13 protein-coding genes and 1 pseudogene are annotated in these 18,048 nt (G+C 65.6%); 9 read left to right on the forward strand and 5 right to left on the reverse strand.

Translation table 11 applies throughout. The features are described 5' to 3' along the window. The first annotated feature begins 194 nt into the window (after positions 1-194). From FLG15_RS17195 to FLG15_RS17205, 3 genes and pseudogenes are all read left to right on the forward strand, one after another. On the forward strand, positions 195-1,265 hold the full coding sequence (locus FLG15_RS17195; protein ID WP_057679673.1) for an aldo/keto reductase: 1,071 nt from the start codon (positions 195-197) through the stop codon (positions 1,263-1,265). A 16-nt stretch (positions 1,266-1,281) separates the two neighbouring features. Beyond that, positions 1,282-1,827, forward strand: a pseudogene (locus tag FLG15_RS17200) (nuclear transport factor 2 family protein). Between the two features lie 11 nt (positions 1,828-1,838). Then, entirely contained in the window at positions 1,839-2,207 is a 369-nt protein-coding gene (locus tag FLG15_RS17205; protein WP_057679675.1) for an Atu4866 domain-containing protein, read from the forward strand. A 119-nt stretch (positions 2,208-2,326) separates the two neighbouring features. On the opposite strand, the gene FLG15_RS17210 is transcribed toward FLG15_RS17205, so the two are convergent. The 4 genes from FLG15_RS17210 to FLG15_RS17230 all read right to left on the reverse strand — a co-directional run bounded on the left by FLG15_RS17210 (position 2,327) and on the right by FLG15_RS17230 (position 6,412). Next, positions 2,327-2,965, reverse strand: a complete 639-nt coding sequence (locus FLG15_RS17210; protein ID WP_003483405.1) for a response regulator — start codon at positions 2,963-2,965, stop codon at positions 2,327-2,329. Between the two features lie 303 nt (positions 2,966-3,268). Continuing rightward, entirely contained in the window at positions 3,269-4,318 is a 1,050-nt protein-coding gene (locus FLG15_RS17220) for an ABC transporter substrate-binding protein (protein WP_150147727.1), read from the reverse strand. 14 nt (positions 4,319-4,332) lie between these two features. After that, positions 4,333-5,718, reverse strand: coding sequence for a sensor histidine kinase (locus FLG15_RS17225; protein ID WP_150146874.1), 1,386 nt, complete (start codon positions 5,716-5,718; stop codon positions 4,333-4,335). After that, positions 5,711-6,412, reverse strand: coding sequence for a response regulator (locus tag FLG15_RS17230; RefSeq protein ID WP_017157497.1), 702 nt, complete (start codon positions 6,410-6,412; stop codon positions 5,711-5,713). The genes FLG15_RS17225 and FLG15_RS17230 overlap by 8 nt, the downstream gene beginning before the upstream one ends. A 278-nt stretch (positions 6,413-6,690) precedes the next feature. On the opposite strand from FLG15_RS17230, the gene FLG15_RS17235 reads away from it, so the two are divergent. From FLG15_RS17235 to FLG15_RS17255, 4 genes are all read left to right on the forward strand, one after another. Beyond that, positions 6,691-7,884, forward strand: coding sequence for an OprO/OprP family phosphate-selective porin (locus FLG15_RS17235; RefSeq protein ID WP_017157498.1), 1,194 nt, complete (start codon positions 6,691-6,693; stop codon positions 7,882-7,884). Between the two features lie 226 nt (positions 7,885-8,110). Then, positions 8,111-9,439 (forward strand): CitMHS family transporter, encoded by a 1,329-nt coding sequence (locus FLG15_RS17245; RefSeq protein ID WP_057679486.1) that lies wholly within the window; start codon positions 8,111-8,113, stop codon positions 9,437-9,439. Positions 9,440-9,603: 164 nt separating this feature from the next. Continuing rightward, complete coding sequence (gene phbB / locus FLG15_RS17250) at positions 9,604-10,344, forward strand: acetoacetyl-CoA reductase (protein ID WP_017157500.1); 741 nt, start codon at positions 9,604-9,606, stop codon at positions 10,342-10,344. 210 nt (positions 10,345-10,554) lie between these two features. Continuing rightward, positions 10,555-11,586, forward strand: coding sequence for a LacI family DNA-binding transcriptional regulator (locus tag FLG15_RS17255; RefSeq protein WP_017157501.1), 1,032 nt, complete (start codon positions 10,555-10,557; stop codon positions 11,584-11,586). A gap of 299 nt (positions 11,587-11,885) precedes the next feature. Here the strand turns inward: FLG15_RS17255 and FLG15_RS17265 are convergent, their stop codons facing one another. Continuing rightward, the gene (locus FLG15_RS17265; RefSeq protein ID WP_057678303.1) at positions 11,886-13,211 is read right to left on the reverse strand and encodes an MFS transporter; all 1,326 of its coding nucleotides are present in this window, start codon (positions 13,209-13,211) and stop codon (positions 11,886-11,888) included. Positions 13,212-13,478: 267 nt separating this feature from the next. On the opposite strand from FLG15_RS17265, the gene FLG15_RS17270 reads away from it, so the two are divergent. Together FLG15_RS17270 and FLG15_RS17275 are read left to right on the forward strand one after the other, a co-directional pair. Beyond that, a complete protein-coding gene (locus tag FLG15_RS17270) occupies positions 13,479-15,935 on the forward strand; it encodes a TonB-dependent receptor (RefSeq protein WP_057678302.1) in 2,457 nt (818 codons plus the stop codon). Between the two features lie 34 nt (positions 15,936-15,969). Further along, on the forward strand, positions 15,970-17,889 hold the full coding sequence (locus FLG15_RS17275) for an alpha-amylase family protein (RefSeq protein ID WP_150146880.1): 1,920 nt from the start codon (positions 15,970-15,972) through the stop codon (positions 17,887-17,889). The last annotated feature ends 159 nt before the right edge of the window (positions 17,890-18,048 follow it).

Consider the following 18,048-nt stretch of genomic DNA (forward strand, 5'->3'; position numbering starts at 1 on the left):
GCATTGGGCAACCACCCACCTCGAACGTGACCCCGCAACTCCCACGTTTCGCAACACACTGCCTGCGCGCTGGCGCTGCATCGGCCATTCGGACGATCAGGCAAGGATGCCGGATAACCAGGCTCACGCTTGCTCCCCGCGCCGCGGCACAGTGGCTGGCACACGCACCACGTCACGACCGGGAGACATCACGCATGCATCAGCCACGCTCACTGGACCACTACCGCCTGCTCGGCCGTTCCGGCCTGCGCGTCTCGCCCCTGTCGCTGGGCACCATGACCTTCGGCGAAGCCTGGGGCTGGGGCGCAGATGCAGGCGAAGCCAAGCGCATCTTCGACGCCTATGCCGACCGCGGCGGCAACTTCATCGACACCGCGGTGAACTACACCAATGGCGGCTCCGAACGCATCCTCGGCGAGTTGGTCAAGGACCGACGCGAACGCTTCGTGCTGGCCACCAAATTCACCATGGCACGCGATGCGGACAACATCAATTCCGGCGGCAATCATCGCCTGAACCTGATTCGCTCGGTGGAAACCAGCCTGCGCCAACTTGCCACCGACCGGATCGACCTGCTGTACCTACACGCCTGGGATTTCACCACCGCGCCAGACGAAGTGATGCGCGGGCTGGAGCATCTGGTGCAAGCGGGCAAGGTGCTCTATCTGGGCATCTGCAATACGCCGGCCTGGCGCGTGGCGCAATTGCAGACCCTGGCCGACCTGCGCGGCTGGTCGCCGTTGGTGGCGCTGCAGATCGAGTACAGCCTGGTCGAACGCAGCGTCGAACACGAGCTGCTGCCGATGGCGCGCGAACTCGGCCTGGGCGTGTTGCCGTGGTCGCCGCTGGGCGGCGGCATCCTGACCGGCAAATACAGCCGCGCCGATCTGACCGACGACAATGCGGCAGAGGTGTCGAGCAGCCGCAAGGGCGTGATCGCCTCGACCGGGCATCTCAATGCACGCTCGCTGGAGATCGCCGATGTGGTCGGTGCGGTCGCCGATGAACTGGGCGCATCGCGCTCGCAGGTGGCGCTGGCCTGGACCTTGCGCAACCCCGCCGTCGTGTCGCCGGTGATGGGCGCACGCACCTTGCAGCAGGCCGAAGACAATTTCGGCGCGCTGGAGATCGTGCTCAGCGATGAGCACGTTGCGCGCCTGGACGCGGTCAGCGCAGTGCCGCCGATCTTCCCCGAACGCTTCATCGGCAGGCCGATGGCGCAGCAGTTGATCTACGGCACCCATCACGTGCAGCTGCGCACCTGACCACCACGGAGCAGCCATGACCAGACTCTCAACCCTCGCGGCGGCAGCGCTGCTTGTCGCCGCCGCGTTCGCGGGCAACGTCGGCGCCACAGGCAATGACGTTGCATCCACAGACCCCTGTGCAGGGCAACCGGCGCCCATCTGCAACAAGCGCATCGTCGAAGCGGCCTTCGCGCAGTGGCAAAACGGGGGCAGCGGCATCTTCGAGACGCTGCTGTCGCCCGAGGTGGTGTGGACCATCGAAGGCTCCGGTCCGAGTGCCGGCACCTTGCGTGGTCGCGACGTGTTGGTCGAGGCGGCGGTGCGTCCGCTGAGCGAACGCCTGGCCTCGCCACTGCGGCCGGTACAGCAACGCCTCTGGGCCGATGGCGAGCACGTCATCGTGTAGTGGGAAGGCGTGGCCACGCTGCGCGATGGCAGCAGCTATCGCAATCGCTACGCATGGATCATGCGGATGGCAGATGGCAAGGCGGTCGAGGTCAACGCCTTCCTCGACCTGCCCGCCTACGACGCCGTGCTGCAGCGCGGCCATCGCCAACTGCAACGCAGGGCCAGCCCATGAGCGAAAGACCGATGAAAGCCGCCATCGCGGTGGCGCTGGGCGCCGGCTCGGCGCTCGCCTGCCCGTTCGCGGCAGCGACGCAACCGCCCACGGCGCCCACCACTATCGCGACCCAGCAACCAGGACATCTAATGCAAGCACACCCCTATCTCGGCATGTGGGTCACCGGCGACGGACGGATCCGGCAGGAACTCCTGCCGAACGGCCGCTACGACGAAGCCCGCGGCACACGCCAAAGCGCCTACCAGGGGCGCTACGAAATCACCGGCACTCACATCGAATACTGGGACGACACCGGCTTCACCGCCGATGGCCGCTTCGTCACCGATGATGAGCTGCATCATGGCGGCATGGTGTTCTATCGGCAGCCACCGGCTTAGGGCGATTGAAAAAACGGGCTGCTTGCCATGCTTGATCGCCGGGCCTCGCACCGCTGCATCGGCGACGCGTTGCGCCTGCTGCAGACCGCAATGCGCAGCGATCCACGCCGCACGCTGGATCAGCCCTCGCCTTCCGGCTCCAGCGCCTTGACCAATACCGCGGCCTGGGTGCGGCTGTAGCAGTCGAGCTTTTTCAGGATGGCGGTGACGTGCACCTTGACGGTGTTCTCGGCCAGGCCCAGCTCGTGCGCGATCTGCTTGTTGAGCAGGCCATCGGCCAGGCTCAGCAGCACACGGAACTGCTGCGGGGTGAGCTGGGCGAGTTTGGAGGCCAGTTGTGCGTCGGCCTCCGAGCGCTCGGCCGTCATCGGTGGGAACCAGGTGCCGCCTTCCAGCACGCTGGCCACCGCGGTGCCGATCGATTCGGCCGGCGTGGATTTGGGAATGAATCCGGCCGCACCGAACTGCTGCGCACGCCGGATCACCCGCGGATGATCGTTGGAGGAGATCACCACCACCGGAATGTCCGGGTGCTCGCCACGCACATGCAGCAGCGCCGAAAAACCGCGTGCACCGGGCATGGCCAGATCCAGCAGCACCAGCTCGGCCTGCGGGTGCGAACGCAGCATTGCGCTCAAGGTGGCGGCGCTGGAGGCTTCCACCACGTTGGCCTGCGGCAGGGTCTGCTGCAGCACGTGGATGACGGCGGCGCGGAACAGCGGGTGGTCGTCGGCGACGAGAATGGTGAGATCGGCCATGCGCCAAGTCTGGCACATGTGCCGCCGCCGATACCCTGCCCAAGAGCGTGCCACGCGCTTTGAGGTGAGTGCGACGCGTCCTGTGGCGCGCCCAGGCGAGGCGTGCGCCTTGCCCAGGCTGGCCGCTTGGGCAAGGCGCGCAACGCGGTCTCGGCGCGCCACAGGGCGCTTCCCGCAGGGTTGGCCCGCCAGCGGCACGGAGCGGCCGCCGCGCGGCTTGCCTTGGCGCCAGCCAAGCCGGCGCCACGCAGCACCCGCTCCGCCGACGGCCAACGCATCGCATCTCAAAGTGCACAACACGCGCTAGCGCGGCGGCTGCGTGCTTGCCCGCCAGGCATCCAGGAACTGGCGGCGTTTGAGCTTGTCCAGATACACCAGCAGACCGGGACCGAGCGGGATCGGGCGGAACGGTGGCTGCGCCGAACCGCCACGGCCACCGGCGGCCGGCAGGATCGGCATCAGCCGCGCCTCGCGCGACAGCACCTGCTGGCCGCGCGGCGAGAGCAGATAGTCGAGAAACCGGCGCGCCTCCGGCGCATGCGGCGCCGTCTTGGGAATCACTGCCGTGCGCAACGCCACCAGCGTGTAGTCCTGCGGCTGCACGATGCCCAGCGGCGCGCCCGCATCGATGCGGGCCTGTGCGTAGGAGCCAAGCACGTTGTAGGCCAGCAGCAGCTCGCCACGGCTGACGCGATCGAGCAGGCTGCCGGTGCGCTCTTCCAACGCCACCCGGTTGGCTCCCAGCGCCGCGAGCAGCGCCCCGGCGATACTGCCCACCTGGCCGTCCTGGGTCGCGAACAGATACCCCACGCCGCTGCGTTCGACGTCGTAGGTGCCGACCTTGCCGCGCAGCGGTGCATCGGGCGCGCGCAACAACGCCAGCAATTGCCGGCGCGTGCGCGGCACGCGGGCGGCATCCAGCTTGCGTGTGTTGTAGACGATGGCCACCGGCTCGTAGCTGATGCCGAACACTTCATGCCGCCATTGCGCCCATGCCGGCAAGGCCTCGGTCTGTGCGGAGCGATGCGTCAACGCATGGCCGTCGTTCACCAGTTTGGTCTGCAGGTCCATGCTGGCACTGATCAGCATGTCTGCAGCAGGTGCGCCATGGCTTGGATGCAGATAACGGTCGTAGATGTCCCAGGCGATGACATCTTCGTAGATCACCTCGGTGCCCGGGTGCAGCCTTTGATAGTCGCGGATGACTGCACCGAACACTTCCAGGTCGGTGGAGCCCTGCACGCGCAGCTGCACACGCACCGGGCCCTGTGCAGGAAAGCGACGCACATCGCCTGGCGCCGCGCAGGCTATGCCATGGACCAGCGGCACTACCAGCATCCACATCGCCAGCATCCATCTCCGCCGCATCACGCGCCTCCTCCGGGAAAATGCATCGAGGCGATCAAGCCGCCACCGATGCGGTTGGCCAGATCGATGCGCCCACCATGCGCTTCCACCACGCGCTTGACGATGGCCAACCCCAGCCCGGCGCCGCCGGCCGGCGCATCCGCCCCGCGTACGAAACGCTCGAACACCCGCTCGGCTTCGGCAGGCGGAATGCCGGGGCCATGATCGGCGATGGTCAGCACGTGATGGTTGCCGTCGCTGGTGAGCGCCACCTGCAGCGGGCCGCCGGCACCGTATTTGCAGGCGTTGTCGATCAGGTTTTTCAGCGCCTCGCGCAGGAGCAGTGCATCACCACGCAGCAGCGCCGGCTTCGGGTCGATCGCCAGCTGCACGCGCGGTGCAGCTGGGCTGCGCGGCAGTGCTTCGTGCAGGGCCTGATGCAAGACGTCGGCCAGATCCACGGTGGCAAATCGCTGCAGGTTGGCACGATGGATCACGCTGGCATCGCTGAGCAACTGATTGAGCAAGCGGCTCATGTGGCTGGCGTTGCGCTCGATCGCCACCAAACTGCGTTGCATCTCGTGCGGGTCGTCGTCGTCCATCGCCAGCTGCGCCTGCGCGCGCAAGGCCGCCAGCGGCGTGCGCATCTGGTGCGCGGCCTCGGCCATGAACGCGCGCAGGGTTTCGTTACTGGACGATAGCCGCGCCATGAACCGGTTGAGCGCGCTCACCATCAACTGCATTTCCTGCGGCGCCGGCACGTTCAGCGGCTTGAGGTCGGAGGGTTCGCGTCGCGACAGGTCGCGCTCGATACGCTGCAGCGGCCGCAACGCGCGGTAGACACCCAGCCAGACCAGGCCCAGCGCCAGCAACGACAGCACGCCGATCGCCACCAAGGCGTTGAGCACCACATCGCGCGCCACCGCATCGCGTGCGCGCCGGGTCTGGCCCACCTGCACGCGCACCTCGCCCTGCCCCGAGTCCGAGGCCACCCGATGCATCACCACCGCAAAGCGCACCGGCTCGCCGCTGTATTGCGCATCGAACAACAGCGGCCGCTCGTCGCGGGGCGCACGCGGCAGCAGCGGCAGCGTGTCTTCGCCGGTGATGGTGCGGCCCTGTGCATCGAACACGCGATAGAACACGCGGTCTTCCGGTGCCATGCCGAGCAGATCCAGCGAGGCATACGGCAGATCCACCTGCCAGTCGCCGCCGACCAACGCCACGCTGTCGATGATCGACAGGGCCGAGGACGCCAGCAGGTGATCGTAGGACCGGTTGGCCGCCCGCTCGCCGTAATCGCGTGCGGCAAAGAACAGCACCACCGCACCCAGCAGCGACAGGCTGCCCAGATACAGCAGCAAGGTGCGCCGGATCGACGGTGCCACTGCCAGCGGCTCAGCCATCGACGCCCGGCTCCACCGGCGCATGGGGGTCGGCTTCTTCGAGTTTGTAACCGGCACCGCGCACGGTGACGATACGCAACGGCGCGGCGGCCAGCTTGCGCCGCAGCCGGCCGACATACAGCTCGATCGCATTGGGCCCGGCGTCATCGTCGAAGCCGAACAAGCCGTTGCCGATCTCGTCCTTGCCCACCACCTGCCCGAGCCGTCCGATCAGGATTTCGAACAGGCGATATTCGCGATTGGGCAACTCGATGGGCACGCCATCCAGCAGCAGCGTATGCGCGGCATTGTCGAAGACGAATCCACCGATCTGCACCACCTCGCTGGCCTGGCCACGACTGCGTCGCAGCAATACCCGGCAACGCGCTTCGAACTCGCGGAAGTCGAACGGCTTGCCCAGGTAATCGTCGGCACCGACGTCCAGTGCCTGCACGCGGTCTTCGATGCCATCGCGCGCGGTCAGCATCAGCACCGGCGTGGTGTCGCCCCGCTCGCGCATGCCGGCCAGCACCCGCAGCCCGTCGAGCTTGGGCAATCCGATATCCAACACCACCAGGTCGAAGCTCTGATACCGCAGCACACTCGCCGCCGCCAACCCATCGGCCTGCCAATCCACCGCATGCCCGCTACGGCGCATGCGCCGCACGATCGCATCGGCGAGGTCGGCGTTGTCTTCGACTAGGAGAAGGCGCATGTGGCAGGGATTCGTGAATGGGGATTGGGGAATAGGTAATGGGGAATCGGAACGGCGGTTGGTCGCGGCCGGAAGGTAACAGGCCCGGAGAACAAAAGCTTCTACACCTAGGCACCCGTTGCCGGAATCCCGCTGTTGCGATTCCCCATTCCCGATTCCCCATTCCCACGCACTGACAGGTCCATGACAGCTTCGCCGGACTAGGCTGCTGCCAACACGCCGCGGCGGTTGTGCGGCGCATCGCCAAACGTGATTCACACATGTACCTGGGAGGGTCTGTGAGCAACGACACCTTGCGTTTGCGTGCCTTCGGTGCCTGCGCGGCGATCTGCCTGGCACCGGCGGCACATGCCGCCGACGAGGCCGGCCCGGTCACTGCCGAGGTGGGCGGGCGCGTGCATTGGGACTTCACCGTGTTCGACAACGACGACCGCGGTGCGCGCGAACCCAACGACACCCAGTTCCGCCGCGTGTGGCTGGATGTGTCGGGCAAGTTCTACGGGTTCAATTACAAGGCCGAGGCAGATTTCGCCGGACTGCAATACGAACCGGGCAGCCGCGGCATCCTGGCGCGCGATGTCTATATCGCCAAGAAATTTTCGGCCGGCACGCTGACCGTTGGCCAGTTCAAGCAGTACTTCTCGCTGGACGATCGCACCGGCTCCAACTACGGCCCGTTCCTGGAACGCGGCTACGCCTCGACCACGCTGGCGCCGATCTACCGCAAGGCCATTTCCTGGCAGACCAATCGCCCGGATGCGACCTGGTCCACTTCCGCCTACAGCCTGGAAAGCATCGACAATTCCTCGACCAAGGGCGGCGCGCTCGGCACGCGCCTGACCTACGCGCCGGAGATGGGCGAGGCACGCTTGCGCCACCTCGGTATCTCGCTGGCGCACGAGCGCTATTCGCATCCGGGCAGTGGGGGCGCTTCGTCGCTGCTGATCCGCCCACGTCCGGAAAACGATCTGGCCAACAATAGCCGCATCACCCTGGCACGCTTTGCAGATGGCCGCGACACCGATTTCGACAAGTGGTCGCTGGAATACGCCGAAGTGCTCGGCCCGTGGTCGTGGCAGAGCGAATTCAGCGGCGGCCTGCTCGACGATGGCGCGCAGCATGCCAAGGTGTTGGCCAGCTATGGGCTGGTCAGCTGGTTCGTCACCGGCGAATCGCGCGGCTACGACCGCAAGACCGGCCGCTTCAGCCGCATCGCCACGCCCAACCGTCCCTCCGGTGCGTTCGAGCTGGCATTACGCTACGACTACATGCGTGGCAACCAGCATCTGGACGGGCAACCGGACTTCATCAACGCCAGCACGCAGTCGTGGACGCTGGGCGGCAACTGGTACTTCAAGCCGAACCTGCGCGTGATGCTCAACGTGATCGATAGCCGCAACCGCGACCGCACCATGGATGCGGTGGTCGACCACACGCTGGCGGTAACCGGCCGCTTCCAGTACGACTTCTGATGCGCAACTGCATCGTGTCGGCATTCGGAACGACCGAGGTGCGCACGCCGTTCGTGCATCCCGGTGCTATGCGCTGCTACCTGGGCATACCCGCGCGCAGCGCCGCGCTTGCGTTATCTCGCGTGCCTTCCGCAGCAACCGCATACCTGCATCGTCGGCGCTGCGCATCCTGCGCACCCCTGAGCTCCACTCTCCCCCTGCTGTACGCCTCAAAGGATTTGCCCGCATGCTGACCGCGCTCGGTTTCGGAATGGTGATCACCTTCATGTACCTGATCATGAGCAAGCGGTTGTCGCCGCTGGTGGCTCTGATCACGGTGCCGATCGTGTTCGCGTTGCTGGGCGGCTTCGGCACCGGCATCAACGACATGATGCTAGAAGGCATCAAGAAGATCGCGCCCACCGGCGTGATGCTGATGTTCGCCATCCTGTATTTCGGGGTGATGATCGATGCCGGGCTGTTCGATCCGCTGGTCGGCCGCATCCTGCGCCTGGTCAAGGGCGATCCGCTGAAGATCGTGATGGGTACGGCGATCCTGGCGCTGCTGATCTCGCTCGACGGCGACGGCTCGACCACCTACATGATCACCGTCTCTGCGATGTTGCCGCTGTACCAGCGCCTGGGCATGAACGCGCTCAACCTGACCTGCGTCACCATCCTTGCCAGCGGCGTGATGAACCTGACCCCGTGGGGCGGCCCCACCGCGCGTGCCGCTACCGCGCTGCATGTGGATCCGGCCGATGTGTTCGTGCCGTTGGTGCCGGCCATGGTGTTGGCGATCGCCGGCATTCTCACGCTGGCCTGGTATCTGGGCATGCGCGAGCGTCGCCGCCTGGGCGTGGTGCGCCTGCCGGCGGACGGCAACTGGCTGGAAACCAGCATCCCCGAAGACAACGACGCCCTGCCGCGCGTGGAAGACACCGAGGACATGAAGCGGCCCAAGCTGCTGTGGGTGAATCTGCTGTTGACGTTGGTCTTGATGGGCGCGCTGGTGAAGGGTGTGCTGCCGATGCCGGTGCTGTTCATGATCGGCTTCGCGCTGGCGCTGATGATCAACTACCCCAACCTGGCCGAGCAGCGCCGCCGCCTGGTCAATCACGCCGGCAATGTGCTGTCGGTGGTGTCGCTGATCTTCGCCGCCGGCATCTTCACCGGCATCCTGTCCAACACCGGCATGGTCGAAGCGATGTCGCGCAGTTTTCTGGCCGTCATTCCCGACAGCTGGGGCCCGTATCTGGCAGTGATCACGGCGATCGTCAGCATGCCGTTTACGTTTTTCATGTCCAACGACGCGTTCTATTTCGGTGTGCTGCCGATCCTGTCCGAAGCCGCCAGCCATTACGGCATCACGCCGGTGGAAATGGCCCGCGCTTCGCTCGCCGGCCAGCCGGTGCACCTGCTCAGCCCCCTGGTGCCATCGACCTATCTTCTGGTCGGCCTGGCCAAGGTCGATTTCGCCGACCATCAACGCTTCACGCTCAAGTGGGCGGTGCTGATTTCGCTGTTGATGCTGGGCGGCGGATTGTTGTTTGGCTTGTTTCCGTTGGCGCGTTGACGCCCGCCGGGAATGGGGAATAGGGAGTGGGGAATCGTAAGAGCGGCGCTGCGCTTTCGTCTCGATTCCCGACTTCCAACTGAAAAAGCAGGGGCCGCAGAAGCTGCTCTCCCGATTCCCCACTCCCTATTCCCCATTCCCCAACTCCGAAGGAGTGACACCCAATGACTCTCCGCATCGCATACGTCACCAGTGGCATGGGCAGTGTCGGCACCGCGATCTGCCAGAAGCTGGCGCGCAGCGGGCATACCGTGGTTGCCGGTTGCGGACCCAATTCGCCGCGCAAGGCGTCGTGGTTGCGCGAGCAGCGCGAGTTGGGCTTCGATTTCGTGGCATCCGAAGGCAATGCCGCCGATTGGGAATCCACCGTGGCTGCGTTCGCCAAGGTCAAGGCCGAAGTCGGCGAGATCGATGTGCTGGTCAACAATGCCGGCGGTAGCCGCGACACCTTGTTCCGGCAGATGAGCCGCGACGACTGGAATGCGGTGATCGCCAGCAACCTGCATTCATTGTTCAACATCACCAAGCAGGTGGTCGATGGCATGACCTCGCGCGGCTGGGGACGCATCGTCAATATCGGCTCGGTCAGCGCGCACAAGGGCCAGATCGGTCAGATCAACTTCGCCACCGCCAAGGCGGCCATGCATGGCTTCAGTCGCGCGTTGGCGCAAGAGGTCGCCTCGCGCGGGGTCACCGTCAACACCATCTCGCCCGGCTATATCGCCAGCGCCTCGATCAGCAGTTTTCCGCCGGATGTGCTCGATCGCCTGGCCACCTCGGTGCCGGTGCGCCGGCTCGGCAAACCGGCCGAAGTGGCCGGCCTGTGCGCCTGGTTGGCGTCTGACGATGCCGCGTATGTCACCGGTGCCGACTACGCGGTCAACGGCGGGCTCTACATGGGTTGAGCGGGCGCACCACACTGTCACCGCGCACTGCCGATGTCCCGCTGCCCGCCTCCCCTGCACGTCCGGCGCCCGATCTACGGGAGCGCCCACAAGGCTAGGAGATTCGTGCGCGTGCACGCCCTGCCCGCGTGCACAAGCAGCCGCCACCGTGCAGACAACCCGCCTCTAGTGCGAACTGATTACACTCTGGCTTTTCCGCAGCGCGCTGCCATGGCCAAACCTTCAGACCGCACCACGCTCACTGCCCGTCCGCAGATGGCCGACATCGCGCGGATGGCGGGCGTATCCGAATCCACTGTGTCGCGGGCCCTGGCCGGCAGCCCGGTCGTGGCCGAACGCACCCGCGCCTACATCAAGCAGATTGCGGCCGATGCCGGCTACCAGGTCGACCCGGTGGCACGCAGCCTGCGCGCCAAACGCTCCAACACCGTGAGCGTGGCGGTGCCGATGATGCATGCGCTGGATCAACCGCTTTCCGACCCGTTCCTGATGACCATGCTGGCGCTGCTGGCCGAAGAGCTCACCGGACGCGGCTACAGCATGCTGCTCTCCAAGCTGGACCGGCATCAGGATGGCTGGGTGGAACAACTTGCGCGCGGCAGCCGCTCCGACGGCGTCATCGTGCTGGGACAAAGTTTCGAACACGCCGCGCTGGATGCAGCCGCACGCGACGGCCTGCCGATGGCGGTATGGGGCAGCCGCATCGATGGGCAGTCGTACATCAGCGTGGGCAGCGACAATTTCCAGGGCGGCGTGCTCGCCACCGAACATCTCATCGCCAGCGGCCGCCAGCGCATCGCCTTTCTGGGCGATGACCAGTTGCCGGAGGTGGCGCCGCGGTTTGCCGGCTATCGCCACACGCTGGAACGGCACGGGCTGGAATTCGATACGCGGCTGCACGCGCGCAGCCATTTCGTCAGCGAAGATGCCTACCGCCTCACCCGCGCGATGCTTAAGAAAGCCGACCCGCCCGATGGCTTGTTCGCCGCCTCCGATGTGATCGCCGTGGGTGCCATCCGTGCCCTGGTCGAGGCCGGCCACCGCGTGCCGCAGGACATCTCGCTGGTGGGCTTCGACGACATCCCGCTGGCCGCCTACAGCCAACCGCCGTTGACCACCGTACAGCAGGATCTGGGCCTGGCCGCGCGGCTGTTGGTAGACCGGCTGCTGGCGCTGATTGCAGGCGAGCAGGTGCAATCGGTTGAAATGCCGGTGAAGCTGGTGGTGCGCGAGTCGGCGTGAAGCGGGGATTGGGGATTGGGGATTGGGGATTGGGGATTGGGGATTGGGGATTGGGGATTGGGGATTGGGGATTGGGGATTGGGGATTGGGGATTGGGGATTGGGGATTGGGGATTCGGGATTGCGGACTGCGGATTCGGAGATACCAGCCGTCAGCCCGCGTCCTTCTCCCGCCTGCGGGAGAAGGTGCCCGAAGGGCGGATGAGGGGAGCAGGCGGCCAGTCGATCCACCGTCCTCGGCAACCCGGCAGGCATGCACGTCTCGCATCTTCGGCAGCCGGCGATGTCAGCTAGGTATTGCTAAGAATCTGTCAGGATCACTTTCGGCTTGCGGACGCGCACGCACAGCATCGCCGCTGCCGCTGCCAGCATTAGCGCGCCAGCCAGGCGGACCACGTTGCGCGGGTCGCCATGCAGCACGTGCTCGTAATACAGCGGCAAGGTGACGATCTGGATCAGCATCGGCAGCACGATGAACAGATTGAACAAGCCCATATACACGCCGGTGCGCTCGGGCGGGATGCTGTCGGCCAGCATCAGGTACGGGTTGCCCATCATGCTGGCCCAGGCCAGGCCAATGCCGCTCATCGGCAGCAACATCAGCCAGCGATTTTCGATGCCAGGCAGCAGCCACATGCCGATACCGGCGGCGACCAGGCAGGCCGCATGCGTGTACTTGGGACCGAAGCGACGCACCACCGGCACCATCGCAAACGCCGCCAGAAACGCGACGAAATTGTAGAAGCCGCCGATCTGCCCATTGACCAGGCCGGCCTCGCGAAAACCATGCGAGGTGGGGTCGGTGGTGCCGAACAACGTGGTCGACAGCGAGAGCACGATGTATTGCCAGTAGCAAAAGATCGCGTACCACTGAAACAGCATCACCGGCGCCAACTGGCGCATGGTGGGCGGCATCTGGCGCAGCGCGCTGCCGATTTCGCGCACGGTCGCGCCCAGCCCAGCGCCACTCTGGCGGATGCGCGCGATCTCTGCCGGCGCGATCGCCGGCTCGCGCACGCTGCGCGCGGTGAGCAGGATCGAGCCTGCTGAAAAGCCCGCGCCGATCACGAACGCGGCAATGGTGACGTAAGGGATGTGGTGCGCGTTGGCAGCGTCCTGGTTCATGCCCAGCCACACCAGCAACGGCGGCGTCAGGTAGGCCAGCGTCTGCGAAAGGCCGGTAAATGCGCTCTGCGTCAGATAACCCAGCGGCCGCTGCGGCGGCGCCAGTACGTCGCTCACCAGTGCACGGTAAGGCTCCATCGCCACGTTGTTGGCCGCATCCAGCACCCACAGCAGGCACACTGCCATCCATAGCGCGGTACTGAACGGCATCGCCAGCAGACACAGGCTGCACACCAGCGCGCCCAGCACCATGTACGGCATGCGCCGGCCCCACCGCGTCACCGAGCGGTCGCTCCAGGCGCCAACAAACGGCTGCAGCACCAGGCCGGTGATCGGCCCGGCCAGCCACAGGTACGGCAGGTTGGCGTGGTCGGCGCCCAGGTAGTTGTAGATCGGGCTCATGTTGCTCTGCTGCAGCCCGAAGCTGTATTGCACGCCAAAGAACCCGGCATTGAGCGCCAGGATGCGTACGAAGGAGAGCGGAGGAACGGTCGACGACATGCAAGGCCCTGGGCATCGGTGCGGCTCCCACTGGCCGCAGCGCACTGTAACTTGCCGCTTTTGCAATCGATTGTAACGCTGCGTCGCAACACGCTGCCTATATGAAATAAAGCGGATGAAGATTGCAATTTATGCTGCGCCGCAAGATTGCAATCGATTGTATTGCAGCGTATTACTGCGCTTGCACTGCAGGCCACACATGGCCACTCCCTGGGAGGGGACGATGCAGGCGTCGGCATACCACCACCTGTGAGAGAGAGAATCGCAATGTCCACCCTGCACACCATGCGCCTGCATGCTCTGGCCTGCGCGGTCGTGTCCTGCCTGTGCGCGCCCGCCGCGCTGGCCCAGGACGCCGCCGCCGCTGCGCCGGCCACGCCGCCGGCTGCCGACAGCGCCGCGGTCAACCTGGATTCGGTGTTCGTCACCGGTACGTCCACCGCCACCACCAAACTCAAGTCCAGCGTCTCGGTCAGCACCGTCGGTGCCGAGGCCATCGAGCAATCGGCGCCGCGCAGCACTGCAGAAATCTTCCGCAACATTCCCGGTATCCGCTCCGAGTCCAGCGGTGGCGAAGGCAATGCCAACATCGCCGTGCGTGGCTTGCCGGTGGCCTCCGGTGGCGCGAAATTCCTGCAACTGCAGGAAGACGGCTTGCCGGTGATGGAGTTCGGCGATATCGCCTTCGGCAACTCGGACATCTTCCTGCGTTCGGATTTCACCCTGGACCGCATCGAAGCCATCCGCGGCGGCTCGGCGTCCACCTTCACCAGCAATGCGCCCGGCGGCATCATCAACTTCATCAGCAAGACCGGCGACACCGCAGGCGGCAGCGTCGGCGTCAGCCGCGGCCTGGACTACGACAACACCCGCATCGATTTCAATTACGGCGCACCGTTCGCTGAGCAGTGGCAGTTCAACATCGGCGGCTTCTTCCGCCAGGGCGATGGCGTGCGCGATGCCGGTTACACCACCGACAAGGGCGGCCAACTCAAGGCCAACCTCACCCGCCTGTTCGAGAACGGCTACGTGCGCCTGTACGGCAAATACCTCAACGACCGCGCCGCTGGCTACCTGCCGGTACCCACCTCGGTGCGCGGCCGCGATGGCTCGCCAGACCTGGGCGGCTTTCCCGGTTTCGATCCCGGCAACGACACCTTGTACAGCCGCAATTTCCGCACCGACGTGGGCCTGGACGGCAACAACCAGCCGCGCCGCACCGATCTGGGCGACGGCATGCACCCCATCTCGCGCACCATCGGTGCCGAAGCCTGGTTCGACCTGGGCAATGGCTGGAACCTGAGCGAGAAGTTCCGCGTCGCCGACAATAGCGGCCGCTTCGTCAGCCCGTTCCCGGCCGAAGTCACCGACGCCGCGTCGCTGGCCGCGTCCATCGGCGGTGCCGGTGCGCAGCTGGTGCAGGCCAGCGGCCCCGACGCCGGCCAGGCCTATACCGGCAATGCGATCCGCACGCACCTATTTAACGTAGCCATCAACGACCTGGGCAACGTCACCAACGACCTCAGCGTCTCGCGCGAGTTCGGCGGCGACGGGCGGACGCTGAACCTGCGCATGGGCTATTACAGCTCGCGCCAGACCATCGACATGGACTGGACCTGGAATTCCTACGTGCAGAGCCTGGGCCGCAATTCGCGCTTGCTCAACGTGGTGGACGCGGCCGGCGTCTCACGCTCGCAGAACGGCCTGTACGCCTATGGCACACCATTCTGGGGCGACTGCTGCGTTACCCGCAGCTACGATGTGCGTTACGACGTCAACGCGCCCTACGTTGCGCTGACCTTCGACAGCGGCAAGTTCAGCATCGACGGCAGCCTGCGCTACGACATGGGCGATGCGCGCGGCAGCTACAACGGCACCGCCATCGCACAGAACCTGGACGTCAACGGCGATGGCGTGATCCAACCGGTGGAACAGCGCGTGGCCACGGTCGACACCGCCAATTCGCGGCCGGTGGACTACGATTGGAATTACCTGTCGTACTCGCTGGGCGGCAACTACCTGATCACCGACGACCTGGGCGCGTTTGCGCGCATCAGCCGCGGCGCACGCGCCAACGCAGACCGTTTGTTGTTCGGCGTGGTGCGCGACGACGGTTCGGTATCTTCCGAGGAAGGCGTCAATGTGGTGCGCCAGGCCGAAGCGGGCCTGAAGTGGCGCCGCGACGGGCTGAGCCTGTTCGCCACCGCGTTCTCTGCGCGTACCCAGGAGCAGAACTTCGAAATCACCAGCCAGCGTTTCTTCAATCGCAGCTATGAAGCGCACGGCGTGGAACTGGAAGCCAGCTACCGCTATGAAGGGTTTACCCTCAACGGCGGCCTGACCTGGACCGATGCAGAAATCTCGCGCGATCAGATCACCCCGGAAAATGCCGGCAACGTGCCGCGCCGCCAGGCCGATGTGGTGTGGCAGCTCACGCCCAGCTACCGCGGCGACAACTACCAGTTCGGCGTGAACCTGATCGGCACCACCGACGCCTACACGCAAGACGCCAATCAGTTGAAGATGCCCGGCTACACGCAGGTGAACCTGTTCGGCGACTACCGCGTCACCGATGCGCTCACCGTGGCGCTCAACGTCAACAACCTGTTCAACACCTTTGGCCTGACCGAAGCCGAAGAGGCGACCATCCCGGCCAATGGCATCATCCGTGCGCGTTCGATCGCCGGCCGTACCACCAGCATCAGCCTGCGTTACGACTTTTAAGGACCCCGCGCCGGGTTCTGCCCGGCGGCTTCCAATGAGCACCTGCCCGATCGATCCCCCCGCACTGCGCGCGGCTTTTGCCGGGCCGCTGGACCCGCAACACGCCGAGGTGCTGTTGTCGCGCTACGACCAGCACGCGTCGCGTTTGCTGGAGGCCTTGCATGCGCTGTACGGCCAGCGTGCCGACTATGCGTCGTGGTTGGCGCAATGGCTGGGCGAGGTGGGCGACATCGCCCGGCAACGTCCGCAAGCGTTGCAAGCGCTCGACAGCACGCGGCACGCTGGCTGGTTCGGCGAACCGCACATGCTCGGCTACAGCGCCTATGCAGACCGCTTTGCCGGCACGCTGCAAGGCGTGGCCGAACACGTGCCGTATCTGCAGGAACTGGGCGTGCGCTACCTGCACCTGCTGCCATTCCTGCGCGCACGCGCCGGCGACAACGACGGCGGCTTTGCGGTCAGCGATTACGGCCAGGTGGAACCCAGCCTGGGCAGCAACGACGACTTGATCGCGCTCACCAGCCGCCTGCGCGAAGCCGGCATCAGCCTGTGCGCTGACTTCGTGCTCAATCACACCGCCGACGATCACGCCTGGGCACAGGCGGCCCGCGCCGGCGACGCACGCTATCTCGACTACTACCATCACTTTGCCGACCGCACCCTGCCCGACCGGTACGAAGCCACGCTGGGGCAGGTGTTTCCGCACACCGCGCCCGGCAACTTCACCTGGGTGGACGACACCGCCCAGTGGATGTGGACCACGTTCTATCCGTATCAATGGGATTTGAACTGGAGCAACCCGGCGGTGTTCGGCGACATGGCCCTGGCGATGCTGCGGCTGGCCAATCTGGGCGTGGAAGCATTCCGCCTGGATTCCACGGCCTATCTGTGGAAGCGCATCGGCACCGATTGCATGAACCAACCCGAGGCGCACACCCTGCTGGTGGCACTGCGCGCGGTGACCGATATCGTCGCGCCGGCGGTGGTGATGAAGGCCGAAGCCATCGTGCCGATGACGCAACTGCCACCGTACTTCGGGAGCGGCACGGACCAGGGCCACGAATGCCATCTGGCGTATCACAGCACCTTGATGGCGGCCGGCTGGTCGGCACTGGCGTTGCAACGCGGCGACATCCTGCACCACGTGATCGCGCACAGTCCGCCTTTGCCGCGCCACTGTGCATGGCTGAGCTATGTGCGTTGCCATGACGATATCGGCTGGAATGTGCTGCAGCACGAAGCCTCCGGCAATGCAGCGCAGCCGCCGTTCTCGCTACGCGATGTGGCGCGCTTCTATGCCAACGCGGTGCCGGGCAGTTACGCGCGCGGCGAGAGCTTCCAGAGCAGCGGCGACGGCGTGCATGGCACCAATGGCATGGCAGCTGCGTTGGCGGGCATCCAGGCCGCTCAGGAGGCAGGCGATGCTGCTGCTTTGGCCGTTGCAGTGGACCGGCTGGTGCTGCTGTATGCCATTGCGCTTGCCATGCCAGGTGTGCCGCTGATCTACATGGGCGACGAATTGGCCATGGTCAATGACCCCGGCTATCGCGACGATCCGCAGCGCCGGCATGAAGGCCGTTGGCTGCATCGGCCGGCGATGGATTGGCAGCGTGCCGCCCAGCGTCACGATGCCAAGAGCCTGAGTGGCACGGTGTACCGGCGTTTGCGTGGATTGATCCGGCAACGTGCCGCGCTCACCGCGCTGGCGGCAGATCAGGCGCTGGGCAGCATTGCGTTGAACGACTCTCGCGTGTTCGCGTTGACGCGCGGCGACAGCTTTATCGCCTTGCACAACTTCAGCGACCAGTCGCTCGACGTGGAGCTTGCGGCAACTGGCATCGATGGATGGACACTGCTGGCGATCGATGATGCAGTTGATGGCGCAGCGGCGAGCGACGATGGATCGATCGTGCTTCCGGCTTACGGCGTGCGTTGGCTGCAGCGTGGGAACTGAACATGCACTCGATCGGCGTAAGCGGCAGATTGTCGGGCGTTTAGTGAGCCGCACCGTCGCTTGCAGCCACTTCGCTGCCCCTTTGCTAGTGCAAGTGCAGCACAGCCCGCGCACCAGCGGCGCGCGAGCCGTGCCGTAAGTCCCGACGGAGAGGGGCTT

It is taken from the genome of Xanthomonas phaseoli pv. dieffenbachiae (assembly GCF_008639345.1).
Lineage (GTDB): Bacteria > Pseudomonadota > Gammaproteobacteria > Xanthomonadales > Xanthomonadaceae > Xanthomonas > Xanthomonas phaseoli.